A 25,575-nucleotide genomic window follows, 5' to 3' on the forward strand; every position below is an offset into this window, starting at 1 on the left:
GATCAACCAGCCTTCGCCATCTGCATCAGGGTAACACGCTGCTGCAGCCGGCGCTGCGCCTGGTCGACGACGACGGCGACGATGATGACGAGGCCCTTGATCACCATCTGCCAGAAGGAGCTGACGCCCATCATCACCAGCCCGTCCGACAGGATGCCGATGACGAAGGCGCCGACGATGGTGCCGCCGATCGTGCCGCGGCCGCCCGACATCGAGGTGCCGCCAAGCACCGCCGCTGCAATGGCGTTCAGTTCGAAGCTTTCGCCCGTCGCCGGATGCGAGGCCATCAGCTCCGACGAGATGATCAGGCCGACGATCGCCGCGCAGAAGCCGGAGAACATGTAGACGAACATTTTGACCATGTTGACGCGCACGCCGGAAATCCGTGCCGCGCGCTCATTGCCCCCGACAGCGAAGATGTGGCGGCCAAGCGGTGTGTACCGGGCGAGATAGGCAGCCCCCAGCGCCACCACGATCAGGATCCAGATCGAGACCGGCAAGCCGGCGAGCCGGCCGGCGCCGAGGAAGCCGAAGCCGGTGGTGCCGAGTTCCGGCTTGCCGACCAGATTGGGGAAGGTGCGGCCGTCCGACGACAGCAGCGCCATGCCGCGCGCCACATAGAGCACGCCGAGCGTGGCGATGAAGGGCGCGACGTTGAGCCTGGTGATGAGCAATCCGTTGACGGCGCCGATCAAAATACCGACCAGAAGCGTGATCAAGGCGATCTCGACCACGTTGAAGTAGATGGTGTAGCCGATCTGCAGATCGATGCCGTTGAGCACGAGATAGCCGGCCACCATGCCGCACAGGCCGACGATCGAGCCGACCGAAAGGTCGATGCCGCCGGTGATGATGACGAAGGTCATGCCCATGGCGAGGAAGGCGTTGAGCGCCACATGCTTGGCCATCAGGATCAGATTGGCGGCCGACAGGAAATTCGGCGCGGCGATGGAGAAGAACACCAGCACGGCGATCAGTGCGATGAAGGTCCTGAGCTTCATCAGCGTCAGCAACGCGGAGCCGCTGGAGGCCGATGCGTGAGCCGCCCTGGCCGGAATGTCAGTCATCAGCTTTGCTTTCCATATGCGGGGGCAAGATGGGCAGGTCCGTGGCCGAGCGCCGACGCGGCGACGATCGCGGCTTCGGTCGCCTCGGCGCGGTCGAACATCCCAGTCAGTTTGCCATTGCTCATCACCGCGATCCGGTCGGATAGGGCCATCACCTCGTCGAGGTCGGACGTGGCGAAGAGGATGCCCAGCCCATCGCGCGACAGCTTGCGCATGGTGCGGAAGACGTCGGCCTTGGCGCCGACATCGATGCCGCGACTCGGCTCGTCCATCAAAAGCACCTTCGGTCCGGTGAGCAGCGCCTTGCCGATCACCACCTTCTGCTGGTTGCCGCCGGAAAGCGACGAGACTTCCTGCGCCGGGTCGGCGACCTTGATCGACAGCTCCCGCACCATCTGCACCACGGCCTGCCGCTCGGCACTGCCTCTTATGTGGAACAGGCGCACGAAGCGCGAAAGGCTGGCCAATGTCAGGTTGCTGGCGACCGAGAGGATCGACACCAGGCCCTCGCGCTGGCGGTCTTCCGGGATCAGCGCCAGACCGCGCCGGATGCGCCGCGTCGTGTCGCGTTCCCTGATGTGGTTTCCCTCGATCAAGATCTTGCCACTGGCATGGCCGTGGCGGCCCATGATGCAGTCGAACAGCTCGCTGCGCCCGGCGCCCATCAGGCCGTAGATGCCCAAAATCTCGCCGGCGCGCAGCGACAGCGAGACGTGGTCGACCGCCAATCCGCCGGTGGCGCGTGGCAGGCAGATGTCCTCGGCGCGGAAGATCTCTTCGCCCGGCACATGGCCGTCGGCCTTGGCGAAATCCTTGGCGTCCGAGCCGATCATCTGCCGCACGATCCATTGCGTGTCGACGTTTTTCACCTCCTCCTGGCCGGTGATGCGGCCATCGCGCAGCACGGTGATGTAGTCGCCGATGCGGATCAATTCCTCGAGCCGGTGCGAGATGTAGACGATCGCGACGCCACGCGCCTTGAGGTCGGCGATCACCTTGAACAGGATCTCGACTTCAGCGGCACTTAGCGCCGAGGTCGGCTCGTCCATGATCAGGATTCGCGCGTCGAGCGAGACGGCCTTGGCGATCTCGACCAGTTGCTGCTGGCCGATGCGCAGATCCTCGACCAGCATGTCCGGTCGGATACCGGCTTCGAGCCGATCGAGGAATTCACCGGCCCGCCGTTCCTGTTCCTTGCGGTCGATCTTGCGAAACCGGTTGGTGATCTCGCGCGTGGCAAAAATGTTCTCGGCAACCGTCATGTTGCCGAACAGGTTCAACTCCTGGAACACCATGCCGATGCCGCGATTCACCGCGTCGCCGGACGAGGAAAAGGAAACCTCGTTGCCGTCGAGCAGGATGCGGCCGGCCGTCGGCTGCTCGACGCCGGCGATGATCTTCATCAGCGTCGATTTGCCGGCGCCGTTTTCGCCGACCAGCACATTGACCGCGCCCTTGCGCACCTCGAAATTGGCCTGCTTGACCGCGACGGTGCCGGCATAGACTTTCGAGACGTCTTCCAGCTTCAGGATGATGTCGTGACCGGTCGCCGTGCTCATGGCTTCGGCCCGATCTCGGCCTCCGCCGGGGTCACCAGCGGCAGGTCCTGGCCGCCTTCGATCGTGTAGGCACCGAGCACCTTGGCGGTGCGGCCCTCCAGCGCCTCGCGCGGCAGCTTGGACAGCACGGTCTTGTCGGCATAGGCATTGAACGCCTTGCCGAACTGGGCGAAGTCGATCTGGTTGGTGAAGTCGTTGAACTGGACGAAGTCGAGGCTGTCGCGGAGCGCGGTTCCGCGTATCGCCGGCCCGATCTGCACCCGCGCATCCGCCTTGCCGTCGCCGTCGACGTCTATATCGATCGTTGCCGCGCGCGACTGCGTGTTGGCGGCGATGATCTTGCCTTCGACGCGGACCGCGAAGGTCCACGGCGAATTCGCCTGCTTCTTGGGGTTGCCGTATTTGGCGCCGGCTGCCGCCTGATCGGTCTTCGCCAGCGCATGGACCTCGGCGAACGGCCCGGCCTTCTCTTTCAAATACGGAATGACTTTCGCCACCCAGATATCCTCGACCATCTTGTCCGGATTGAAGCCGGACGCATTGGCGCCGTCTTGCGCGGAGGGCGTCGGCAGAATCTTGCAGGCGCCGAGGCTAAGGCCGGCGAGCGCGACAAGGGTCAGCCAGGTCAACTTCTTCGGCATCGCGGTCAAGCATCCCAGGGAAATGGAGACGAGGGACGAACCCTAGGTTCGCCCCTCGCGGATTGCATTGCGCCGGTTCAGTTCTTCAGCGCGAAGGTTTCCAGCTTGGCCGCGTTGTCGCCATTGACGAGCACGCAGTCCATCAGCTGCTTTTCCTTCTCGGGCGACTTCTTGTTCTTGATGAAGTCGTTGGCCTGTTCGACCGCCATCTGCGCCTGGGCATAGGCCGGCTGCAGCACCGTCGCTTTGATGCCGCCCGAGGTGATGGAGTCACGCACATCGTTGGAGCCGTCGAAGCCGACGACGATGACATCCTTGCGGTTCGCCGCGGCGAGCGCCGCATAGGCGCCCATCGCCATCGTGTCGTTGCCGGAGATCACGCCCTTGATGTCGGGATTGGCCTGCAGGATCGATTCCATCTTGGAATAGGCCTCGGTCTGGCTCCAGTTGGCCGACTGCTGCGCCACCATCTTCAGGTCTGGATAGTCGTTGATGACATCATGATAGCCCTTGGAGCGGATGCCGGCATTGGTGTCGGATTCCTTGCCGACCAGCTCGACGAAATTGCCCTTCTCGCCCATCAGCTTGACGAATTCCTGCGCGCCGAGCTGGGCGCCCTGGTAGTTGTTGGAGACGATCTGCGCCACGGCGACGCCGGTGGCGTTGATCTCGCGGTCGATCAGGAAGGAGGGGATGCCGGCGTCCTTGGCCTTTTGCACGGCGGCGACGGTGGCGTCGGCGCCGGCATTGTCGAGGATGATCGCCTTGGCGCCGCGGCCGATCGCGGTGTCGATCAGTTCGGACTGCTTGTTGGCGTCGTCATCATGCACCAGCACCAGTGCCTCGTAGCCGAGTTCCTTGGCCTTCGCCTCGGCGCCGACGGCTTCCGCCTTGAAGAACGGATTGTCGTGCGAGGGGGTGATGATGGCGATCAGGTCGGCCGCGAAGGCCGGCGCCGCCGTGCCAAGTGCCAGCACGCTGGCGAAAGCCGCAAGCGTCATTCTGCGAGTGAGTTTCATGAAGTCCTCCCGTTGAAAAGACATCGCCCCGACCAACCGAGGCCATTGTCTGCATTTGAATTCATCAGGCAGTGCGGGCAGCGCGCGCTCGGTCAGGGAAAGCCGCTTCCCGACTTTCCAACCGAACCGATTTTCGCTCCCGTTCCCCGCCATCCTCCGCTCGTCCCGGCTTCAATCCGGTGCAGGAGTAGCTTAGCCAACTGGTATAATGAGTCAACCACTAATTAAGATGATCAGTATCTCAGCGTCCGGTGTTTCTTCCTTCTCCCTTGTGGAGAAGGTGTCGCCGAAGGCGACGAATGAGGGGTGCTCAAGGGAAAACCAACGCCTCACTCCGCTGGAACACCCCTCAACCGTCTCGGCGCTGCGCGCCGATCCACCTTCTCCCGCAAGGGGAGAAGGGGAAGACGGAGCCCCTCAGGTAATGCGCTGGATGCTGGCTGCGATTTCTTCCGGCTCGAAGACGCGCTTCCAGTCGTCGCGCATCAGCACCGGCTTGCCGAATTCGATGGCCTTGTTGCAGGCATCGGAGAACACGCCCTTGGTCTCGCCGAAGATGACGGCGCCGAGCACGTTCATGTGGCCGAGCAGGAAATCGAGTGCGGCCTGCCGGTCGACGCCGCGCGCCACGACCTCGTCGAGGGCTTCCTTCATGACGACGAGCAGCGAAGCGCACACCGTCTCCGAAAGGCCGGGCTCGAGCAGAGCCATATGTTCGACCGTGACGCGGTGCGAGCGCATCACCGGCGCCCAGATGATCTGGGCGATCTTCTCGCCCTTGGCGTAGTCCGCCTCCGGCCCTTGCATCAGCGCGCTGACGAAATGCTGCTTGGCCTTGACGCCGCCGAAGAAGTCCTTCTTGGCGGCCATGTCGGTCTCGTCGTTGAAGATCGGCGGATGGCAGGGATGGGTGACGAAATAGGTCAGGTCGGCACGATCAGGCAGGTGCCCGGCGAAAGGGGCCGCGGCATCGAGTACGATCACCATCGTGCCTGCGGCAAGCTTGCTTTCGATGCTGGCGGCGACCTTGCCGATATGCGTGTCCGGCACCGCCAGGATTACCACCTCGGCGCCCTTGAGCGCCTCATCGACGCCGACCGCATCGAAGCCCAGACCGGTCTTCAGCCGCTCCTTGCCCGCTTCGCTGATCTCGACATGGCGGATCGTGTAGTCCGATCCGCGAAAATTGGTCGACAGGCGATAGCCCATTTTGCCGCCCGCACCGAACAGCGCAATCGTTGTCATCTGACCTTGCTCCTTGATCCATAGGCGATCGTCTCGCGATCGTCATCTTATATACTGGTATGATCACTCTACCAGAATTTGGCAAGAGGATTCATTGGTTTTGTGTTCGTCACTTCGGCAGGGGCGCGGCAGCGCCTGGCTCCGTCTTCGCTGTCGCGGCGTCCGTGGGATCGACAGTGGCGCGCCGCGCCAATGCCTGTCTGCCCGCCAGCGCCAGGACGAAGATGACGACGATGCCCTGGACGATGTCCTGGGCGCCGGGAGGCAGTCCGATGATCTGCATGGTGGTGACGATCAGGATGAGCAGGATGCTGGCGAACAGCGTGCCCAGCGCCGTCGCCGAGCCGCCGAAGATCAATGTGCCGCCGAGCACCACCGCGGCGATCGACTGCAGCAGATAGGGCTGACCCATTTCGAGGAAGGCGCCGCCGATGTAAGCGCCGAGCAGCAGGCCGTCGAGCGAGGCCAGCACCGACGAGATGATGAAGGCCGCCGCGATCACCCGGCCGTTGTTGATGGCGGCGAGCCGGGCAGCGGTCCGGTTCTGGCCGACCGCCGACAGCAGCTGGCCGAACACGGTGTAGCGCAGCACGAAGGAGGCGATCGCCACGCCGAGAATGGCGATGATGGCCATGATCGGAACACCCGAGATGCGGCCGGTCGCCAGGCCTTTCAGCGCCGGGCTGACGGCAAAGCCGGAAATTGCCTTGTTCGATAGCAACGTCGCAGTTGCCAGCACATAGCCGGTGGCGAGCGTCGCGATGATCGCCGGAATGCCGAGGCCGACGACGAGCAGCGAATTGAGCAGGCCGACCGCGAGGCCGAGCACAACGGCAGCGGCGACACCAATGGCGAGGTTGGCATCCTGGCCCTTGATGGTGAGCAACGCGACGAAGGCGCTGAGCGTGATCACCGAAGCGACGGAGAGGTCGATATTGCCGCGCCCGGTGGTGACGACGAACATCTGGCCGATGCCGACGACGGTCAGGAACGAGGCCGAGAGGATGATGCCCGACAGGCTGGAGAGGCTGAACCGGTTGGTGACCACGGAGAGTACGAGCCAGAGCAGCAGCACCCCGATCGCCGCCCAGATCCAGCGGTTCCTCTGCGCCCAGAAAGTGAAGGCGGACAGCGCGTTCATTGTTCGCTCCCGCGGTCAGCAGTCAGGCCACGCAGCGTCAGCAGCGCGATCAGGATCAGCCCTTGCGTCGCGGCGTTGTAGTCGCTGCTTACATTGAGCGTGCCGAGCAGCGCGCCGATCAGCGACAGCGTCACCGCGCCGGCGATGGCGCCGACCGGGGAGACGATGCCGCCGAGCAGCGAGCAGCCGCCCATCACCACGGCGGCGACGCTGAGCAGCGTGAACGAATTGCCGGAATTGATGTCGCTCGCCGTGTTGATCGCCGTCAGCGACAGGCCGGCGGCCGCCGCGAACAGCCCGGCGATGAAATAGCGCACCAGCGCGTAGCGGGTCGGCGACCAGCCCGAACGGATCATTGCCGTCGGATTGTTGCCGAAGCCGCGCAGCACCACGCCAAGCGGCAGCCGGTCGATCACCAACACCACCAGGGCGACCGCGGCGATGAGGATGATCGATGTCGGCAGAAAGTCGAGCGACCAGCCGAACAGCGCCGTCAGCCATTCAGGACTGGCGCCGCCCGGCGTCGGCTGCAGCGCATAGCCCAATCCCATCCAGATGAAGGAGGCGCCGAGCGTGACGACGATGGCCGGGATCTTGCGCGCCTGGATCAACCCGCCAAGACCGGCATAGGCAACGACCGCCGCTGCCAGGGCCAGCGCGCCGAGCCATGGCTGATCGTAGAGCAGCGTGGCGCTGAGCACGCTGACCAAGCCGGCGAAAGCGCCGACGCCGAGATCGATTTCGCTGCCGCCGACGATAAACATCTGCGCCGCCGTCACCAGCACCAGCGACAGCGCTGGCATCAAAAGCAGGTCGAGCCCGAAGAACGAGGCGACTGCCGGGTTGGCCGAGATCATCACCGCCAGCACGGCGGCGAGGCCGATGAAGGGAGCCGCGTTCACCAGTCTGCGGGCAAGCCCGGCCGCGCTGGCCTTGCCGTGCGCGGCGTCGGCGTCCTTGTCCGCCTGCTGGACGAAGGATGCCCCGACGATCGCCGCTTCGGTGATCGCCGCGCCGGTCAGCTCCTTGACGATCCGCCCGCCGGCGAAGACCAGCACGCGATCGCAGGCTAGCAGTTCGGCGTCCTCGGTCGTGTGCCAGACAAGGGTCCGTCCGCTGCGCGCGATGTCGTTGCAGAGCCGGTAGAAATCCTGCTTGGTGGCGATGTCGACGCCGCGCGTCGGATCATCGAGCAGGATGATCGGCGTATCGGCAACCAGCGCGCGGGCAACCAGCGCCTTCTGCTGATTGCCGCCGCTCAGCTCGAGAATGTTGGAGCCGAAGCGGTTTTCGTCGAGCCGCAGCCGGCCGGCGGCATCGGCCGCGGTTTCACGGTTGACCCGGTCCGAGACCAGGCCCAGCGCCGGGCGGCGTGCGAGGCTGCCGATGGAGATGTTGCCCAGCACGCTCCACAGCGGGAACACGCCTTCCTTCTGGCGGTCGCCGGCAATGAAGCCGGCTTCGCCGGTCCGGGTGACGGCGGCATCCTTTCCGGGCTTGAAGATGGCATGCAGCAGGTCCTTCTGGCCGCTACCCTCAAGCCCCGCCAGTCCGACGATTTCACCACGCGCGATCTCGATGTCACGGCCGAGTTCGGATGTCAGGGCTCCGGACAGACGCACCAGCGCTGCCCCGGTACCGACGGCGGTAGCGCCATGCTGGTGGACCGGATTGGCGTCGCCGCCCATCAGTTGCACCAGCTTGCCGATCGACGTGTCCGCCACGTCGCCGCGCCAGGCGGTCCGCCCGTTGCGCAGCACGACCACCTGGGCGGCGATGTCGATGATCTCCTGCAGCTTGTGGCTGATGAAGATGAAGGCGAGGCCTGCCTTGGCCCGCTCGCGGATAAAGGCCCGCAACTGCCTGGAACGATCGAGATCGAGCGAGGAGGTCGGCTCGTCGAGAACGATGAGCCTGACGCCGGGTGTCGCGGCGGCGCGCGCAATCTCGACCATCTGCCGTTCGGCGATGGAGAGCTGGCCGACATCGGCATCCACATCGATGCCGTTGCCGGGGAAGACCGCGTCCAGCGCTGAGCGGGCACGGCCCCTGTAAAGTCTCCGCCAGCCCGGCCGGCTGGCCGCGTCTTGCGGCGTCTCCAGAAAGAAGTTCTCGGCCACCGACAGGTTGGCGCACAGCGACAGTTCCTGATGCACCATGCGGATGCCGCGCCGTTGCGCTTCCGCCGTGTTGTAGTCGGTGAAATCAAGTGCCTGGCCGGCGAAGGAGATCGAGCCCAGTGTCGGCCACATCGTGCCGCAGAGAATGCGCATCAGCGTCGACTTGCCGGCGCCGTTGCCGCCGACGAGGCCGATGATCTCGCCGGCCGAAACCGCGAGGTCGATCTCGGCATTCGCCAGCGTCGGCCCGAAACTCTTGGTGATCTGTGAAAGCGAGACAATTTCTTGCCGAGCGACGGGTGCCATGACGGCTGCACCCTTCTGATCGGCAACGGCAAGTTGGGACATTCGTCCTCCGTTTCTTCACGGCCAAGGATCGGGCGCCATCCGGCGTCCGATCCATTGTGCTGGTCGCGTTACTTGCTCAGCAGGTTCTGCTTGACCCAATCGAGCGAATAGCTGGGGCTGATGATCTGGCCGCCCGGCAGCTTGGCGTACTCCTTGAGATTGCTGGCATCGACGGTTGCCACAGGCATGATCATCATCTTCGGCGCCTTGGCGCCCTTGAGCAAGGACAGACCGAGCCAGAAAGCAGCGCCGCCAATGCCAGGCGTCGTGTTCATTGAAACCGTCTGGTAGCCGTTCTTGGCGTTCTCTTCGGCCCACCATTTGACGAAATCGGTACCGCCGCCGCCTTCGATGATCGGCATCTTGCCGGCATAGTCGCCACCATACTGGACAAAGGCCTGGGCGATGCCGACATCATCGCTGCCGCCCTGGCCGAGCACCGCATCGACATGCGGCAGCGAGGGCAGGACGTTGGCGATGGCCGCCTGCGCGACCGAGGCGGTCGCCTGGCCATAGACGGTGGCGACAACCTTGATGTCGGGATATTTCGCCAGCACCGACTGCTGCGCGTTGAACATGTCGTTGTCCGGGGCCGAGCCCTTGACGCCGCGCACCTGGATGACATTGCCCTTGCCGCCGATCATCTTGAACACGGCTTCGGCCTGGGTTGCCTTGTAACCCTTGAAGTCGAAATTGAGCTGGTAGTTGCAAGGCGCCGAAGCGACGGAATCGAAGGAAACGACGATGATACCGGCCTTGCAGGCTTTTTCGATGATGCCGTTGACCGCGGTTTCCGAGGCGGCGTCGACAGCGAGCACGTCGACCTTCTTCAGGATCAGTTCGGCGATCTGGCTGTTCTGCTGCGCCACCGAGCCATCGCCGTTCATGACGATGTAGTCGGAGATCTGCCCAGCCGCCTTTGCTTCCTTGGCCGAGGCTTCGAAAGCCTCCACCATCTGGTGCCGCCAGGTGTTGCCATAATAGGCGTTGGTCAGCGCGATCACCGGTGCATCCGATGACGCCGCTGCCGGCAGCACAAAGACACTCCCCAGCGCGGCGCTGGCAAGCGCCGCCACGATTGCAAACTTCATGATACTTCCTCCCAAAAATACCGACCAGCATGGTCGGTTTGCATGCCATCCCGTTGCGGTGTCCCGCGAAAGACACCATACCATCTACATGTTATACCAGCATACCAAATAGGCAAGCCGGTACCGGAACTCACTTGATGCATTGACGAGAGCGAAACGCGGCCGATCGTTTCGTCTTTCTTGCCTTGGCCAGTCGGGCCGGGTCGCGCCGGCAAACCCGTTTGCCGGTCGCGTCGCCTATCGGCATCGATCGCCAGCAGAAATTATGTCATCATATATGTAATGTCAATCAGCCATGGGGCCTTGCCTGTCGCTGCGACTTGAGGTCGATATGCCCAGGAGCGAATGGCGGAGGGATGGATGGAACCGGTCCAGAAGAAGAAACTGTATGTGGAAGTGCTGGACCGGCTGATGGCCGCGATCTCGACATCCGAATTTCCCCCCGGCTCGCAATTGCCATCGGAAAAGGAACTGATGACGATGATCGGCGTGGGGCGGCCGTCGATCCGTGAAGCCATGCTGACGCTGCAGCAGATGGGACTTATCAAGATTTCCCATGGAGAACGTGCGCGCGTCATCAACCCGACGCCCGAGGTGATCGTCGATCAGGTCTCCGCGGCGATGGTCATGATGCTGGCGACAAACTCCCGTGGCCTCGAAGAACTCAAGGAAGTCAGGCTGTTGCTGGAAACCGGCCTGGTACGAATAGCCACACGGCGCGCTACCGCCAAGAGCCTGGAGCGACTTGCCGAGACCCTACGTCAGCTGCGGGATGCCCGGGGTGACCAGGCGCGATTTGTCGCCGCCGACATGGAATTCCACGCGGTCATCGCGGAAATGAGCGGCAATTCGATGATAGCGGCGGTGGCGAAGGGAATGCTCGAATGGCTGTCCCGCTTCAAGCGCGACCTTGTGGCGGTGAAAGGTGCTGAACGCCTGACAGTCGAGGAGCACGAACGCATCTACAAGGCGATCGCCAGCGGGGATCCGGAAGGCGCGAGCCTTGCTATGGCCGAGCATATTGGCCGCGCCAATGAGCTCTATTCGAAACTGATCGGCGGCGAGGCCGGCTGAGTATCCAGATCAGCCAAAATTTTTTGAGTGCTAAAACTCATGTGATGACATGATATCATTTTGGTGCTAAGGCTCGTCTTCGTGAATGTCCGTCCAGCCTGGACGCTGCATTGATCGGCGGAATCTCGGTGGGCCTGCAGATGGCTTCGACGCTGCGGCGGCCGTCCCTGTGAATGACCGCCAGACATCCGGAGATCGAGGCCGCGCCGCAAGCTTTCGGCCAAAATCGGCGCCACAGGCGCGCAATCAAGGCAATTGGGAGAGAACGAATGACAACATCCGTGGCGTTGCTGGGAGCTGGCGGCAAGATGGGCTTCCGCGTTGCGCGCAAGCTGATCGAAGCGGGTTACGATGTCCGTGCCGTGGAAATCGGCGACGCCGGCCGCAAGCGACTGTCGGAGGCCGGCATCAGCGCCGTTTCCATGGAAGAGGGCGTGCCCGGCGCCAAGGTCGTGGTCATGGCCTTGCCGGACAACATCATCGGCCAGGTCGCACGGCAGATCTCGCCGATGCTCGCCAGCGGCGCGATGCTTCTCATTCTCGATGCCGCCGCGCCTTATGCCGGCGACCTGCCCAGGGATCGCCCGGATCTGACCTATTTTGTCGGCCATCCCTGCCATCCGCCTTTGTTCGGCGACGAGACGGAGTGGGCGGCGCGCCGCGACTATCATGGCGGCATCGCCCGGCAGTCGATCGTCTGCGCCCTGATGCAGGGCCCGGAAGAGCACTACGCGCTTGGCGAAGAGGTGTGCAAGGCGATGTGGTCGCCGATCATCGACAGCCACCGTGTCACGGTCGAACAGCTGGCGATCCTCGAGCCGGGCCTGTCCGAGATGATTGCCATGCCCTTCGTCGACACCATGGTCGAGGCTGTGGAGGAATGCGAACGCAAATACGGCATTCCCAGAAAGGCCGCCCTCGACTTTCTGATTGGCCACCTCAATGTCGAGATCGCCATGTGGTTCGGCTTCTCCCCGAAAGTGCCATCCGATGCGGCGTTGCGTCTCATGCGGTTCGCCAAGGGTGTCGTCGTCCGCGACGATTGGCGCGAGGCGCTGTCGCCGGCCAAGGTGAAGGAAGCCTCCGAACTGATCGTCTACGGCAAGGGAGCCTGAGCGCCATTGTCGTCGCCACGGATCATCTCGGTATCGACCGCGCTCTTCGACGGCTATTCCATGGAACTGGCCATCGAGGAGATCGCGGCGGCTGGCGGCGGCCATGTCGAGCCGGCCTTCATTCGCGGCTATGTCGATTTCGATGAAAGCATGTTTGCCGACGGTAAGGCTTCGAAGCTGCGTCAGACAGCGGACAATGCCGGGCTTGGGATCAATGCCGTATCGGGTCATCTCGACCTGTCAGGCCCGGATGCGCTGGATGCATTGTCTCGACGAGTGACCTTTGCAGCCGGGCTTGGCGCAAAGTTCCTGATGACCAATGCCGGCCCGATGACAAATCGGGCTGACATCCGCAGAACGATCGATGCCGTCCTGCCGAGGCTGGAACAGGCCGGCATCGTGCTCGCGCTCGAGAACCCTGGGCAGGGCAAAGGCGATTTGCTTGGCAACGCTCGATTGGGGGCAAGCCTCATCCGTGAAATCGGATCGCGGCATGTCTGCCTGAACCACGACGCCGGAAACGTCTTCACCTATAGCGATGAGACGACGCAGCCGGCGCAGGATATCGCGGCGGCCCTCGATGCGGTTGGTCATGCTCATCTGAAAGACGTCATCAGCACCGATGCAGGGTGGGCATTCTGTGCCGTTGGCGACGGCTCGGTCGATTACGGAGCGTATTGGGCAGTCCTTCCGCCGACGCTGCCGGTTAGCATTGAACTGCCCTTGCGACTGGAGCGCCCGCAGCGCCGCGATCCCCAACGGCGAAACACACCTGTCGATATCGCAACCATTCGTCGCGCCCTGCAGAGCTCACTGCATTTCGTCAACGTGCTGGAGACCGCAAAGAGCAGCGCTGCCTGAAACTCACGAACTTGGCGCTCGCGAGCTCGGCGTGCAGACGCTATCCGCGTTCGGGGAACATCGCCTTCAGGCCCTCACGTGAGGCCTTGGCGATGCCGCGCTCGGTGATCAGTCCGGTCACCAGCCGAGCCGGAGTCACGTCGAAGGCCGGGTTCGCCGCCGGCGTCGCTTCGGGCGAGATGCGCACCTGGGCGATCTCGCCGCCGGCGGTCTTGCCCCAGACCAGCGAGACCTCGTCGGCCGAGCGCTGCTCGATCGGGATTTCGGCCAGCCCGTCATGCACCGTCCAGTCAATGGTCGGCGAGGGCAGCGCGACATAGAACGGCACGTCATTGTCGGCGGCGGCGAGCGCCTTGAGATAGGTGCCGATCTTGTTGCAGACATCGCCATCGGCTGTGGTCCGGTCGGTGCCGACGATGACCATGTCGATCGCGCCGCGCTGCATCAGATGGCCGCCGGCATTGTCGACGATCAGTGTGTGCGGCACGCCGTGCCCGGCCATCTCCCAGGCGGTCAGCTGGGCGCCCTGGTTGCGCGGCCGCGTTTCGTCGACATAGACATGGACCGGAATGCCGGCCTCGGTCGCCAGATAGATCGGCGCGGTCGCGGTGCCATAGTCGACGGTGGCGAGCCAACCGGCATTGCAGTGGGTGAGGATATTGACCGTCTCGCCCGGCTGCTTGCGCGCGGCGATCGCCTTGATGATGGCGAGACCATTCTCGCCGATGGCGCGGTTCAGCCCGACATCCTCGTCGGCGATCTCACCGGCGCGCCGATAGGCGGCCGCGGCACGTTCCTGCGGTGCGAGCGGCTTGAGGAAGCGCCGCATTTCGTCCAGCGCCCAGCGCAGATTGATCGCCGTCGGTCGCGTCTCGTGCAGCGTCTCCCACACGGCATCGAGCGCTTCGTCGGACGGATCGTCAGCCATCTGCATGGCGACGCCATAGGCGGCGGTGACGCCGATCAGCGGCGCGCCACGCACCCACATGTCGCGGATGGCGGTGGCGATGCCGGTGACCGTGCCGATCGTCTCGACACGGAAATCATGCGGCAGCCAGCGCTGGTCGATGATGTCAACCGAACGCCCGTCGTCGCTCAGCCAGATGGTGCGATAGTGGCGGTCGCCGACGTTCAAATGCTGCTCTCCCGTTCGATCAGCGTGGCCAGAGTGTTGACCTCGTCGATGCTGTGTATCTGGCGCCGGTTGACGGCGATGTGACGGCCGAATTTAAGCGCCTTGGCCTCGCAGGAGGCGCGCAAATCCTCGTCGGCGATGGTCTCGAAATCGGCATTGTGGGCGAGGCCGAGGATGCGCCTGTGCACCTCGATGCCGGCAAAGCCGAGCAGGTCGGTCCATATCTGGTGCAGCACATGATCGAGCGCCTGTTCGGCGGCGAGTATGTCGCCCTGATCCTCGAACAGGCTCTTCTGGTAGAGCATGCCGGTGCGCTCGCTGCGCCACAGATGCGAGAACTCGGCACGGAACACCGACCATGTCTCGTTTGTCACCCCGAGCAGATAGGCGCGCATGGTATCGCGCTTGCCCGTCTGCTCATGGCCGCGTTGCGAGAAGAACGACATCCAGAAATTGGCGAGCAGCATGCCGACATCGAACGCCATCGGGCCATAGAACGCGAACTCCGGATCGATCATCCGGGTCTCCTGGTCGGTGACCATGATAGAGCCGGAATGCAGATCGCCATGCAGCAGCGTTTCGGCATTGGCGGCAAAAATGTGCTTGAGCCGCTGCGCCTCGACCTTGAGGTCGCGATCGGCACGCAGTTCGGCAACGAGGCCGTCGAGCTGCGGCGATGTATGCCGGTTCATTTTGGCGTCGAAATAGGGATCGGAAAACACCAGGTTTTCGGTGATGTCGCAGAGGTCGACATTGTCGGCGAACAGCGCCAGATCGGCCTTGCGGTTCCTGGTCACCATCGACAGGTCGGAACCGCGAAACAGCGTGCGGGCCATGAACAGGCCGATATCCCGGGCGATGTTCGGGAGCTGGCGCCCGTCAATCAGGGCGCGCCTGAGAATGATGTGTGGCGGCGCCAGATACTCCATGATGATCAGCGCCTGGCCTTCATCGAAATAATAGATCGTCGGCACCGAGCCCGGCGCACGGGCCTCCTGGCGGGTCAGCGCGTGATACTCGAAGAAGGAACGCTTCAGCGGCAGCGGCCAGCTGTCGCCGACCAGGCGGACATAGGGCAGCGCCTGCTTGACCACGGCGGCACCGCTGGCGCCCTCGACGATGAACACCAGGTTGAGATTGCCGTCGCCGACTTCGCGGACTTTCCAGTGTGCCGTGTCCTTGCCGATCTTGGCGCACAGCGCCTCGTTGGCGCCGAGGCGCGTTGCAAGCGTCTCGACCGACAGTGCTTCGAACGGCAATTTCTGCGTCATCGTCATCCTCCCGCATATGCGCTCCCGATATAACGGAGGCATGGCGGCGTGGCCAAGCTAGGAAGCGATTTGGCAATTGTCAATCGTGTTGACAATTGCCGATATTGACCATAGCGTCGTGGTCAGGGAGGAACGCATGGTCGGCAATGCCGTGTTCCGCGTAGAGGGACTGAGGAAATCCTTTGGCCGAAACGAGGTGCTTGGCGGCATCTCGCTCGAGCTGCATTCCGGCGAAGTCACCGTGCTGATGGGCGCCAATGGCGCCGGCAAATCCACCCTCGTCAAGATCATCAGCGGCGTCTACGAGCGCGGCGGCGGCACCATGACGCTTGCCGGTCAGGACTTTGCGCCGAACAAGCCGGCGGAAGCGATCCGCGCCGGCGTCGTCACCGTGCACCAGAACATCAATGACGGTGTCGTGGCCGACCTCGATGTCGCCACCAACCTCACGCTCGACAGGCTGAGCGGCCGGGGCGTGCCGACCCTTTTCAATCCCGCCCGCGTGCGCCGTGAGGCCAAGGCGGTCGCCGATCGCATGGGCCTGGCCATCGATCTCAAGGCCCGCGTCAACGACCTTTCGCTGGCCGATCGCCAGATGGTGGCGATCGCGCGGGCTCTGGCGCACCAGCCGAAAGTGCTGATCCTCGACGAGCCGACGTCCTCGCTCTCCAGCGCCGAGGCCGATCGGCTATTTGCGCTGATCGACCGGCTGCGCGAGCAAGGCGTGGCGATCCTCTACATCTCGCACCGCATGTCCGACATCAGGCGGCTCGCCGACCGCATCGTCTCGATGCGTGACGGCGTCATTTCGGGCGTCTTCGACACCAAACCGCTCGACTATGAAGGCGCGGTCAACGCCATGCTTGGCCGCAAGATTCATCTCGACCAGATCGTTGCCAGGGACTCAGTCAAACCGGTCCTGACCGTCGAAGGCCTGCGCATCGCGCAGGGTGCCAAGCCGATCTCGCTAACGCTTGGCGATGGCGAGGTCGTTGCCATCACCGGCCTCGTCGGCGTCGGCAAGACGGCACTTGCCGAAACGCTGTTCGGTGTGCGCAAGCCGCTCGCCGGCACCATGACGATGAACGGCAAGCCCTATGCGCCGCGCTCGGCCGGTGATTCGATCGTCGCCGGCGTGTTCCTCGTCGCCAAGGATCGGGCCACCAGCGGCATCGTCGGCGGCTTCAACATTGAGCGCAATGTCAGCCTGCCGTTCCTCAAGCGGATGTCGAATCTGAGCGTTCTCAGGCGCCGCCTCGAACGCGCCACCGCGCGCCGGCAGATCGAGCAACTCAGCATCGTCTGCCGCTCCGAGAAGGACGAGATGTCGGCATTATCCGGCGGCAACCAGCAAAAGGTGATGGTCGCCCGCTGGATGGCACAAGACGCAAAGCTGTTCATCCTCGACGAGCCGTTTCAGGGTGTCGACATCTCGGCCAGGCGCGACATCGCCGCCAAGCTGAGAGCGAGCGCCCATGGCCGCGCGACGCTTTTGTTCGTCACCGAACTCGACGAGGCGCTGGAGACGGCCGACCGCATCCTGGTGATGTCGGAACACACAATCGTCGGCGAACACCGCAACGCCGAAGTCGATCTCGATCGCCTGCTGGCCGAGGTCGCCGGCGGGCCGCTGCACAGTGCTGCCTGAGCGCGGCGGCGGGAAGAATTGGAATGGAGAGAGCATGGGTTTGAGTTGGGTAAAGTGGGCAGCGGCGCCGGGGTGCGCTGAATGACGTTGCGCGACTACGCCATCCGCTATGGCTTTATTGTCCTGTTGTTCGGGCTGGTCGCCTATTTCGCGATCGCCGCCGACGGTTTCGTCTCGCCGCAAAGTGCCGTCTTCATCTTCCAGTCGGTCGCCATCACCGGCGTGCTGGCGCTCGGCGTCACCGCCACGCTGGTCGTCGGCGGCTTCGATCTGTCGATCGGCTCGGTCGCCACTTCGGCCATGATGGCGGCTGCCTATGTTATGGTGGTGCTGGAGCAGAACGTCGTCGTCGCCGTCGTCGCCTGCCTGCTCATCGGCGCCATTGTCGGTCTGATCAATGGCTGGCTGATCGTCTACATGCGCGTGCCCGATTTGCTGGCGACGCTCGGCATGATGTTTCTCCTGGTTGGCCTGCAACGCATCCCGACCGAAGGCCGCTCGATCGCCACCGGCATGACCATGCCCGACGGCTCGGTTGCCAATGGCAAATTCTCTGATGCCTTCCTGGCGCTTGGCCGCCACCGCTTCGACTTCTTCATCCCGAACCTCATTCCGGTGTCGGTGGTCGTGCTGCTGGTGCTCGCCGTGTTGATCTGGTTCTTCCTCGAATACACCCGCTTCGGCCGCATGATGTACGCCGTCGGCTCCAATGAGCGCGCCGCCGAACTCGCCGGCGCGCCGGTCAAGGCATACAAGATCTGGGCCTATGTCATTTCAGGCGTTTTTGCCTCGATCGGCGGCATTTTGCTCGCCGCCCGGCTTGGACGCGGCGACATCGCCTCGGGCAACAATCTGCTGCTCGACGCGGTCGCCGCGGCGCTGATCGGCTACGCGGTGCTGGGTGCCGCCAAGCCGAACGCCTTTGGCACCGCCATCGGCGCGCTGTTCGTCGGCATCCTGCTGCAAGGCCTGACGATGATGAACGCGCCTTACTACACGCAGGATTTCGTCAAGGGCGTGGTTCTGGTCGTCGCCCTTGTCTTCACCTTCGCCCTTTCGGGCAGGGGCAGGGGATAGTTTCGACCGGACAGGATTTTCGAGTTCAACACAAGTGGAGGAAACAAGGTGAACATCACAAGAAGACTTCTGGGGAAGGTAGCGCTCGGACTGGCCGGCGCAACCATGCTGATGCAGTTCCCGGCGCTGGCCGCGGACAAGCCGGCGCCGTTCGACAAGCCCGGCGTCAAGATCGCGCTGGTGCGTTATCTCTCGACCGGCGATTTCTTCCAGGCCTACCTCTCGGGCGTCGAGGCGCAGTCGAAGGCGCTCGGCATCGACCTGCGCGTGCTCGACAGCCGCCAGGATGCTGCCCTTCAGTCCGACATGGTCGACCAGGCCATCGCGCTCGGTGTGCAGGGTATCATCATCCAGCACGGCCTGACGGAATCGATGAAGGACGCCGCGCAGCGCGCAGTCGACGCCGGCATCAAGGTGGTGGCTTTCGACGTCAATGTCGAAAACCCCAAAATCCCGCAGATCGAACAGTCCGACAAAGACCTGGCCCGCCTCGCACTCGAGCAGGCGGTCAAGGACAATGGCGAGAGCTGGAATGCCGGCTATGTCTATGTCGCCGGCATCGCGCCGCTCGACCGCCGCAACGAGACCTGGGTCGACGTCAAGAAGAAATATGCCGGCATCAAGGAAGTCGCGATGTTCGGCACGCTCGACAACCCGATCGCCAATTCCGTCGCCAACCAGGCACGTTCGGTGTTGACTGCTCACCCCGACATCAACGTCATGTTCGCCCCTTATGACGAATTCGCCAAGGGCGTGAAGATCGCGGTCGACGAGGCCAGCCTGAACAAGAAGATCAAGATCTACTCGGCCGACATATCGACATCCGATATCGCCGCGATGCGCGAGCCCGACAGCGCGTGGGCGGCAACCGCCGCGACCAACCCGGCCGTCGTCGGTCAGGTCTCGGTGCGTGCGCTGGCGCAGCTGCTCGCCGGTGAAGATCCCGGCCACAACGTCATCGTGCCGCCGACGCTGATCACGCAGAAAGAGCTGATCGACAAGGACATCAAGAACATGGAGGATCTGTCGGCCAAGCTGCCGCAGTTCGCCCATGCCGATGTCGCCATGCCGGCCTGGATGCCGAACCCGAACGCGAAGTAGAGGCGGGTCTGATAAACGCAAAAAGGGCGGCCACGAGCCGCCCTTTTCATATGGAGTTAGGCTCTCGCTTTACAGCCAGTGTTCCGGATCGCGCATCCCGTGGACGACAGCCACAGCCAGGACGCCGTCCGGCTGCGGTTCGTAGATGACGATGTAGCGGCCTTCGATGAGCACGCGGGCTGTCGCGCTCAACTCAGGCCGGGCTGTCCCCATCTTGGGGTGCTGTGCCGCCAGGTCCAGTTTCTCAAAAATGCGCATCAGCAGCCTGTCCGCTGCCTTTTCATTGTCGATTGCTATTGTGTGCCAGATATCCCGCAAATCCTGCGAGGCACGCGGTGTGAGCCGATATCTAGCCACGGGCGCCGCGTTCTGCCTTCAGATTGCGTAGAAACTCGGCAGGTTCGACTTCCACCGGCTTGCCGCTGGCCATGCCGTCGGCATAGGCGCGTTTCAGGTGCTCGAGTTCAAGGGCGCGCAATTCCTCCCGCTGCTCCCACAGGCGAAGAGCGTCGCGGACAATCTCGCTATTGGAGGCATAGCCACCACCTTCGATGGCGCTTTGCAGGCGCGCGATCTGCTGCGCGGTGAGCGAGATGGTGAGAGTGCGCATCGGTTCAGCTTTCATGCCTATCCTGTATCACGCTTCACAAGAACTAACAATATTTGTTAGGATTCCGGTATCCTAAGTGTCGATCCCCWGCCTTCCGGCAGGGGATCACAAGGAAAGTTTTGCCTACCGCAGCGCCGCCGCGATGTTGCCGCCGTCGACCGTCGTCACATCGGCGGTGGTCCGTTCGGCGAGCGCATGATGCAGGAAGGCCTGTGCCACGTCCTGCGCCGTCACTTCCTGGCCTAGCAGATTGCCGGACATGTATTCCTTCTCCGACACGCCGCGCGCGCCGGAGCGGCTGGCGATCATGGCATCGGTCAAAATGCCCGAGCGGATGCGGTCGGCGTTGACGGCGTTCGAGCGAATGCCATGGGCGCCGTAATCGAGCGCGTATTGCCTGGACAGGAACAAAGTTGCCGCCTTCGGCACGCCATAGGCGCCGAATTTCGGGCCCGGATTGACGGCCTGCTTGGAGGTGTTGAACAGGAGTACGCCGCCGGTGCCCTGTTCGAGCATGATGCGCACGGCGTTCTGCGCCACCGACTGGTGAGCGAAGAAATTTAGCTCGAAACTCTTGCGCAGCAGCGCATCGTCGAGTTCGCCGATCCGGCCTTCCCAGGCCGCACCCGCATTGGAGACGAGAATGTCGACGCCGCCGAACACGGCAACCGCTTTGTCGAAGGCGGCGCGTACCTGTGCCGGGTCGGTGATGTCGGCGCCGACGCCGATCGAATTGTTGCCGGCTTTTTTCGCGGCGTCAGCGGCCTTGTCGCCATCGAGATCGACGACCACGGCATGGGCGCCATTGTCGGCGAAGAGTTTCGCCGTAGCAGCACCAATCGCGCCGGCGCCGCCGGTGATCAGCACCACCTGGCCGGTCAGAGGCTTCGGCTTGTTGGAGGCAAGCTTGGCCTGCTCCAGCGACCAGTATTCGAGCGGGAAGAGGTCGGCCTTGGACAGCGGATGGAACCGGCCGACAGCCTCGGCGCCGCGCACCGCCTCGATCCACATTTCGCCGACATCCGAAGCGATCTTCGCATCCTTCAGCGTGCGGCCATGGCCGAACATGCCGAGCCCCGGCACCAGCGTCAGCCGCGGCATCGGGTCGAGCATGGTGCGCTTGACGTCGTCGAGCGCGTCATTGGTCTCGAAATAGACGCGGTAGTCGCTGACGAAGGCGTCGACATGGCTCTTGATGACGGCCTTGTAGTCGCCGGCCTTGTCGGCATCCGGCGCCCGCACCGCCATCGGGCCGGTCTTGATGCGGATCGACAGATCCGGTGTCGACACGCCACGTCCAGCATAGTCAGCGATTTTCGATGAATTGATGAAATCGACAATTGCATCGGAGGTGCGGAAGTCAGAGATCATGCGGTCGAAGCGGCCTTCGCCGCGTGTCACCGCGACAGCACCGCGCAGCATTGGCGCGATCGACGCCGGTGTCGCGAGCTTTGCCGGCAGCGCTGCCGTTGCCGCCTTCGGCTTGGCATGCTTGGCCACATAATCCTCGGCGACGTTCACATAGTGGATCATCCGGTCGTAGGCTTGTTTGGCATCGTCGCCGAAGGTGAAGATGCCGTGCTTGTCGAGGATCAGGCCTTCAACCGTCGGGTCGGCGTCAAAGACGTCGGCCGCTGCCTTGGCGAGGTCGAAGCCCGGCATGATGTAGGGCACGTACCCCATCTTCTCGCCGAACACCGTCTTCACCAGCGGCTTCGAGTCTTCCTGGTCAACGATCGCCAGGATGGCCGTCGAATGCGTGTGGTCGACGAATTTGTGCGGCAGGAAGGCGTGCAGCAGCGTCTCGACCGAAGGATTGGGCGAAGACGGGTCGATGAGATTCGCCCGCTGCAGCGCCACCATGTCCTCGTCGGCGAGCTTGTCCAGCGCGCGCGCCTTGAGCAGGGCGCCCATCTTGACCGCCGGCAGTCCCTGCGGCTCGATGACGGCCATGTCCCAGCCGCTGCCCTTGACGCACAACACGTCCCATTCGTCACCGACGAGATCGGTCGCCTTGATCTTGCAGGAGGTGTTGCCGCCGCCATGCAGGACCAATTGCGGCACGCCACCCAGCAGCCGCGTCGTGTAGACGCGCAGCGCGAGGTCGCGGCCGACGCCTTTCTTGGCATAGTCGGCAACGAGTTTCTCGGCCGCGTCGTCGTTCCACAAGTTCTTCATGTTCGCTTCGTCCAGTTGCTGTCTTGGGTGGTGAAACAGGATTGCCGCGACGCCTTGATGACAATGCGCCGGCGAAGGGTTGCTTTTCAGGATGCTTTTTGTGGCGCCGCTCCGGCCTGATCGAGCAGCCGCTGCGCCATATGCGCGCCAACCACCAGATGCGTGCAAAGTCCGCCGGCGAGCGCGGCCAGCAGCGGTTCGAACTTGCTGTCCTCCTGCACCACCATCAGGCGTTTTTCGATGGCACCGAGCGAGGCGAGTTCAGCCGAAATGACCCGGCGGTTGTAGCTGCAGTCGAGCGCCTCGCCTTTGGCGTCGATGATCTGTCCGGCGATCACGCCGGCGGCACCGATCCCGCGCAGCGCAGCCATTTCGTCCGGGTTCAGCGCGCCGCATTTGACGACATGGCTGTCGGCATCGACTGTGCCGACGGAAAAAAGCGCGAGATTGCAATCGCTGATGCCGGCCAATTGTTCACGGATCACCGGCTCGGCCCGCAGCGCGCGCGCCAGATCTTCCGTCGACAGCACCAGCGGTGCATAGAAATTAAGGCCCTTGGCGTTGAGCCGGCGCGCGATTTCCATCGTGCACTGGTCGGGCCGGTAAGAGTAGGGCGCGCCGAGATTGCCACAGAGCTGCACCACCGTGACATCCTGCAGGTCGGCATAGGACATGATGTCGGCGATCATGTAGACGGTGCGGCCCCAGGCGACGCCGATGCGGTCGCCCTTCTTGACCAGTTCGAGAAACACGCTCGCCGCCAGCACGGCAATGTCCGTCGACGGGTCCGGGATATGGCCGTTCTCCGGCGCGATCCAGACCGCGTCGAGGCTCAGCGCGTCCTCAAGCTTGCGCGCCATCACGTCGTCGGTGAACAACTGGGTCGAAGTGGAGATGTTGACGATGCCGGTCTCGCGCGCCTTGCGCAGATACATGGCCACCGAGGCACGGGAAATGTTAAGCTGGCTTGCAACCTGGTCCTGCCGCAGGCCATGCGCATAATAGAGCCAGGCGGCTTTGTGAATGAGCTGTTCTGCCGGTCGGATCGCCATGCCGCCTCCTCGGCTGACATTAGTCACGGCTCTCGACAAAAGTCAAATTGGCGTGCTGGAGCGCGATCACCTATCAACAAGGCTGATCCCGGATCGTCGTTCCACAAAGCCCGCACACCATAGCATTTTCGGCCATTCAGGGGGATGGCCTGACGAGAGTCCTAAGGTTAGAAAGTCGAAAAGGACTTTGGGGAGAACGGGATGGGCAATTCCTACGAACAGGATCTCGACAGGAATGCGGCGAACCACCAGCCGTTGACGCCGCTCACCTATCTGGAGCGCGCGGCAAAGACCTATCCTGACCACATCGCCATCATTCATGGCGGCCAGCGGATCAGCTATCGCGATTTCTGGCGCCGTTCGCTGAAGCTCGCCTCGGCGCTGCAAAAGCGCGGCATCGGCAAGGGCGATACGGTCACCGTCATGCTGTCCAACACGCCGCCAATGCTGGAGGCGCATTTTGGCGTACCGATGACCAAGGCGGTGCTGCATTCGCTCAACACCCGCCTCGATGCCGCGGTCATTGCCTTCCAGCTCGACCACGCCGAAACCAAGGTGCTGATCGTCGACCGCGAATTCTCAGGCGTCGTCCGGCAGGCCCTCGATCTGGCCAAGGTCAAGCCGCTGGTCATCGATTATGACGATCCCGACTACGCCGCCGACGCACCCTATCCCAAGGGCGAGCGCATCGGCTCGATCGACTATGAGGATTTTGTCGCCGGCGGTGACGAGGATTTCGCCTGGTCGATGCCGGACGACGAATGGGACGCCATCTCGCTCAACTACACCTCAGGCACGACAGGCAATCCGAAGGGCGTCGTCTACCACCATCGCGGTGCCGCCCTGATGGCCTACACCAACACCATCCATGCCGGCATGGCCAAGCACGCCGTCTATCTCTGGACGCTGCCGATGTTCCACTGCAACGGATGGTGCTTCCCCTGGACGCTCGCCGTCCAGGCCGGCACCCATGTCTGCCTGCGCTGGGTGCGGCCGAAGCCGATCTACGATGCCATCGCCGATCAAGGCGTCACCCATCTGTGCGGAGCACCGGTCGTGATGTCGGTGCTGATCAACGCGAAGGACGAGGACAAGCGAACGTTCGCGCAGACTGTGACCTTCAACACCGCGGCCGCGCCGCCGCCCGAAGCCGTGCTGTCGGGCATGGCCGATGCCGGCTTTGCCGTCACCCATCTCTATGGCCTGACCGAGACCTATGGCCCGGCCGTGGTCAACGAATGGCACAGCGAATGGGACAGTCTCGCAAAGGGCGAGCGCAGCGCCAAGAAGGCGCGGCAGGGCGTGCGCTACGCCGCGCTTGAAGGGCTTACCATCATGGACCCCGAGACGATGCAGGCGACGCCGGCCGACGGCGAGACGATCGGCGAGGTCATGTTCCGCGGCAACATCGTCATGAAGGGCTATCTCAGGAATCGCAAGGCAAGCGACGAAGCCTTCGCCGGCGGCTGGTTCCATTCCGGCGATCTCGGCGTCATGCATCCCGACGGCTACATCCAGCTCAAGGACCGCTCCAAGGACATCATCATCTCCGGTGGCGAGAACATTTCGTCGATCGAGGTCGAGGATGCGCTCTACAAACACCCGGCGGTGGCGTCATGCGGTGTGGTTGCCCGCGCGGACGACAAATGGGGCGAGGTGCCGGTTGCCTATGTCGAGCTGAAGCCCGGCAAGGCGGCGAGCGAGGCCGAGATCATCGAGCACTGCCGCGCGCTGCTTGCCCGCTTCAAAGTGCCGAAAGCGGTGATTTTCGCGGAGATACCAAAGACCTCGACCGGTAAGATCCAGAAATTCCGGCTGCGGGAAATGGCCAAGGTGGCGTGAGCGCACCGTCATTCTTGCTAGGCCTCGACAATTTGCCGCAGACCTGGGCGACTTCGTCATCAACTCTGAGAAATGGCGGCGTCCCTTAGTCTTGCATTTAGGGTAACGATGATCTTTCGCATGACGGCAGCGATTGCCACCATTGGCTTTTTTCGGTTTGTGACGAGGCGTTTGTAGAAGGGTGCGAATTCGCCCCTTCCAGCTGCGGCGCGCAGGGCTGGCATGAACAGCGCGGTTCTGACATCAGGGCGCCCGCCACGGATTTTGCGGTAGCCTTGCTTTTGTCCGCTGTCGTTTGGGTGTGGTGCAAGGCCAGCAAGGGCTGCAGCTTTGCGGCGTGTCATGGTGCCGAGTTCGGGCAGGATAGCTAAGAGCTTGGC

22 protein-coding genes are annotated in these 25,575 nt (G+C 63.3%); 7 read left to right on the forward strand and 15 right to left on the reverse strand.

What is annotated here, in order from left to right; all coding sequences use genetic code 11:
- Window positions 1-2: 2 nt before the first annotated feature.
- The 8 genes from AC1DX4_RS15120 to AC1DX4_RS15155 all read right to left on the reverse strand — a co-directional run bounded on the left by AC1DX4_RS15120 (window position 3) and on the right by AC1DX4_RS15155 (window position 10,231).
- A complete protein-coding gene (locus AC1DX4_RS15120; RefSeq protein WP_477221065.1) occupies window positions 3-1,067 on the reverse strand; it encodes an ABC transporter permease in 1,065 nt (354 codons plus the stop codon).
- Window positions 1,067-2,626 carry a sugar ABC transporter ATP-binding protein gene (locus AC1DX4_RS15125; protein WP_477221066.1) on the reverse strand — a complete coding sequence of 520 codons (1,560 nt, stop codon included), beginning with the start codon at window positions 2,624-2,626 and terminating at the stop codon, window positions 1,067-1,069. The genes AC1DX4_RS15120 and AC1DX4_RS15125 overlap by 1 nt, the downstream gene beginning before the upstream one ends.
- A complete protein-coding gene (locus AC1DX4_RS15130; protein WP_477221067.1) occupies window positions 2,623-3,267 on the reverse strand; it encodes a DUF2291 family protein in 645 nt (214 codons plus the stop codon). Before AC1DX4_RS15130 ends, AC1DX4_RS15125 begins: the two co-directional genes overlap by 4 nt.
- 77 nt (window positions 3,268-3,344) lie before the next feature.
- Window positions 3,345-4,286, reverse strand: coding sequence for a D-ribose ABC transporter substrate-binding protein (locus AC1DX4_RS15135; protein WP_096455029.1), 942 nt, complete (start codon window positions 4,284-4,286; stop codon window positions 3,345-3,347).
- Between the two features lie 417 nt (window positions 4,287-4,703).
- A complete protein-coding gene (locus AC1DX4_RS15140; protein WP_477221068.1) occupies window positions 4,704-5,531 on the reverse strand; it encodes a phosphogluconate dehydrogenase C-terminal domain-containing protein in 828 nt (275 codons plus the stop codon).
- Between the two features lie 109 nt (window positions 5,532-5,640).
- The gene (locus tag AC1DX4_RS15145; RefSeq protein ID WP_477221069.1) at window positions 5,641-6,672 is read right to left on the reverse strand and encodes an ABC transporter permease; all 1,032 of its coding nucleotides are present in this window, start codon (window positions 6,670-6,672) and stop codon (window positions 5,641-5,643) included.
- Window positions 6,669-9,140, reverse strand: coding sequence for an ATP-binding cassette domain-containing protein (locus tag AC1DX4_RS15150; RefSeq protein ID WP_477221070.1), 2,472 nt, complete (start codon window positions 9,138-9,140; stop codon window positions 6,669-6,671). Before AC1DX4_RS15150 ends, AC1DX4_RS15145 begins: the two co-directional genes overlap by 4 nt.
- A gap of 68 nt (window positions 9,141-9,208) precedes the next feature.
- Window positions 9,209-10,231 carry a substrate-binding domain-containing protein gene (locus tag AC1DX4_RS15155; RefSeq protein ID WP_477221071.1) on the reverse strand — a complete coding sequence of 341 codons (1,023 nt, stop codon included), beginning with the start codon at window positions 10,229-10,231 and terminating at the stop codon, window positions 9,209-9,211.
- A 360-nt stretch (window positions 10,232-10,591) separates the two neighbouring features.
- Between AC1DX4_RS15155 and nanR the strand changes: the two genes are divergently transcribed.
- The 3 genes from nanR to AC1DX4_RS15170 all read left to right on the forward strand — a co-directional run bounded on the left by nanR (window position 10,592) and on the right by AC1DX4_RS15170 (window position 13,281).
- The gene (gene nanR / locus AC1DX4_RS15160) at window positions 10,592-11,305 is read left to right on the forward strand and encodes a transcriptional regulator NanR (protein WP_027041306.1); all 714 of its coding nucleotides are present in this window, start codon (window positions 10,592-10,594) and stop codon (window positions 11,303-11,305) included.
- Between the two features lie 269 nt (window positions 11,306-11,574).
- A complete protein-coding gene (locus tag AC1DX4_RS15165) occupies window positions 11,575-12,420 on the forward strand; it encodes a phosphogluconate dehydrogenase C-terminal domain-containing protein (protein WP_477221072.1) in 846 nt (281 codons plus the stop codon).
- Window positions 12,421-12,480: 60 nt separating this feature from the next.
- Window positions 12,481-13,281, forward strand: coding sequence for a sugar phosphate isomerase/epimerase family protein (locus AC1DX4_RS15170; RefSeq protein WP_477221073.1), 801 nt, complete (start codon window positions 12,481-12,483; stop codon window positions 13,279-13,281).
- Between the two features lie 40 nt (window positions 13,282-13,321).
- Here AC1DX4_RS15170 and mtnA read toward each other — a convergent pair whose 3' ends face one another.
- Together mtnA and mtnK are read right to left on the reverse strand one after the other, a co-directional pair.
- Entirely contained in the window at window positions 13,322-14,416 is a 1,095-nt protein-coding gene (mtnA, locus tag AC1DX4_RS15175; protein ID WP_477221074.1) for an S-methyl-5-thioribose-1-phosphate isomerase, read from the reverse strand.
- On the reverse strand, window positions 14,413-15,687 hold the full coding sequence (gene mtnK, locus AC1DX4_RS15180; protein WP_477221075.1) for an S-methyl-5-thioribose kinase: 1,275 nt from the start codon (window positions 15,685-15,687) through the stop codon (window positions 14,413-14,415). Before mtnK ends, mtnA begins: the two co-directional genes overlap by 4 nt.
- Window positions 15,688-15,823: 136 nt before the next feature.
- On the opposite strand from mtnK, the gene AC1DX4_RS15185 reads away from it, so the two are divergent.
- The 3 genes from AC1DX4_RS15185 (at window position 15,824) to AC1DX4_RS15195 (ending at window position 19,513) form a co-directional block, all read left to right on the forward strand.
- Window positions 15,824-17,335, forward strand: a complete 1,512-nt coding sequence (locus tag AC1DX4_RS15185) for a sugar ABC transporter ATP-binding protein (RefSeq protein WP_477221076.1) — start codon at window positions 15,824-15,826, stop codon at window positions 17,333-17,335.
- Between the two features lie 81 nt (window positions 17,336-17,416).
- Window positions 17,417-18,412: an ABC transporter permease gene (locus tag AC1DX4_RS15190; protein ID WP_477221077.1), complete on the forward strand. Its 996-nt coding sequence runs from the start codon at window positions 17,417-17,419 to the stop codon at window positions 18,410-18,412.
- A gap of 48 nt (window positions 18,413-18,460) precedes the next feature.
- On the forward strand, window positions 18,461-19,513 hold the full coding sequence (locus AC1DX4_RS15195; protein ID WP_477221078.1) for a substrate-binding domain-containing protein: 1,053 nt from the start codon (window positions 18,461-18,463) through the stop codon (window positions 19,511-19,513).
- Window positions 19,514-19,582: 69 nt separating this feature from the next.
- Here the strand turns inward: AC1DX4_RS15195 and AC1DX4_RS15200 are convergent, their stop codons facing one another.
- The 4 genes from AC1DX4_RS15200 to AC1DX4_RS15215 all read right to left on the reverse strand — a co-directional run bounded on the left by AC1DX4_RS15200 (window position 19,583) and on the right by AC1DX4_RS15215 (window position 23,353).
- Window positions 19,583-19,870, reverse strand: coding sequence for a type II toxin-antitoxin system RelE/ParE family toxin (locus AC1DX4_RS15200; RefSeq protein ID WP_477221079.1), 288 nt, complete (start codon window positions 19,868-19,870; stop codon window positions 19,583-19,585).
- Window positions 19,863-20,123: a ribbon-helix-helix domain-containing protein gene (locus tag AC1DX4_RS15205; RefSeq protein ID WP_477221100.1), complete on the reverse strand. Its 261-nt coding sequence runs from the start codon at window positions 20,121-20,123 to the stop codon at window positions 19,863-19,865. The genes AC1DX4_RS15200 and AC1DX4_RS15205 overlap by 8 nt, the downstream gene beginning before the upstream one ends.
- 123 nt (window positions 20,124-20,246) lie before the next feature.
- On the reverse strand, window positions 20,247-22,301 hold the full coding sequence (locus tag AC1DX4_RS15210; RefSeq protein WP_477221080.1) for a bifunctional aldolase/short-chain dehydrogenase: 2,055 nt from the start codon (window positions 22,299-22,301) through the stop codon (window positions 20,247-20,249).
- A gap of 86 nt (window positions 22,302-22,387) precedes the next feature.
- Entirely contained in the window at window positions 22,388-23,353 is a 966-nt protein-coding gene (locus tag AC1DX4_RS15215) for a sugar-binding transcriptional regulator (RefSeq protein ID WP_477221081.1), read from the reverse strand.
- Window positions 23,354-23,554: 201 nt separating this feature from the next.
- Between AC1DX4_RS15215 and AC1DX4_RS15220 the strand changes: the two genes are divergently transcribed.
- Window positions 23,555-25,195, forward strand: coding sequence for an acyl-CoA synthetase (locus tag AC1DX4_RS15220; protein WP_477221082.1), 1,641 nt, complete (start codon window positions 23,555-23,557; stop codon window positions 25,193-25,195).
- A 59-nt stretch (window positions 25,196-25,254) separates the two neighbouring features.
- Here AC1DX4_RS15220 and AC1DX4_RS15225 read toward each other — a convergent pair.
- Window positions 25,255-25,575, reverse strand: a 321-nt coding sequence (locus tag AC1DX4_RS15225; RefSeq protein WP_477221083.1) for a transposase, incomplete at its 5' end; no start/stop codon positions are given.

It is taken from the genome of Mesorhizobium sp. P3_A8 (genome assembly GCF_056402995.1).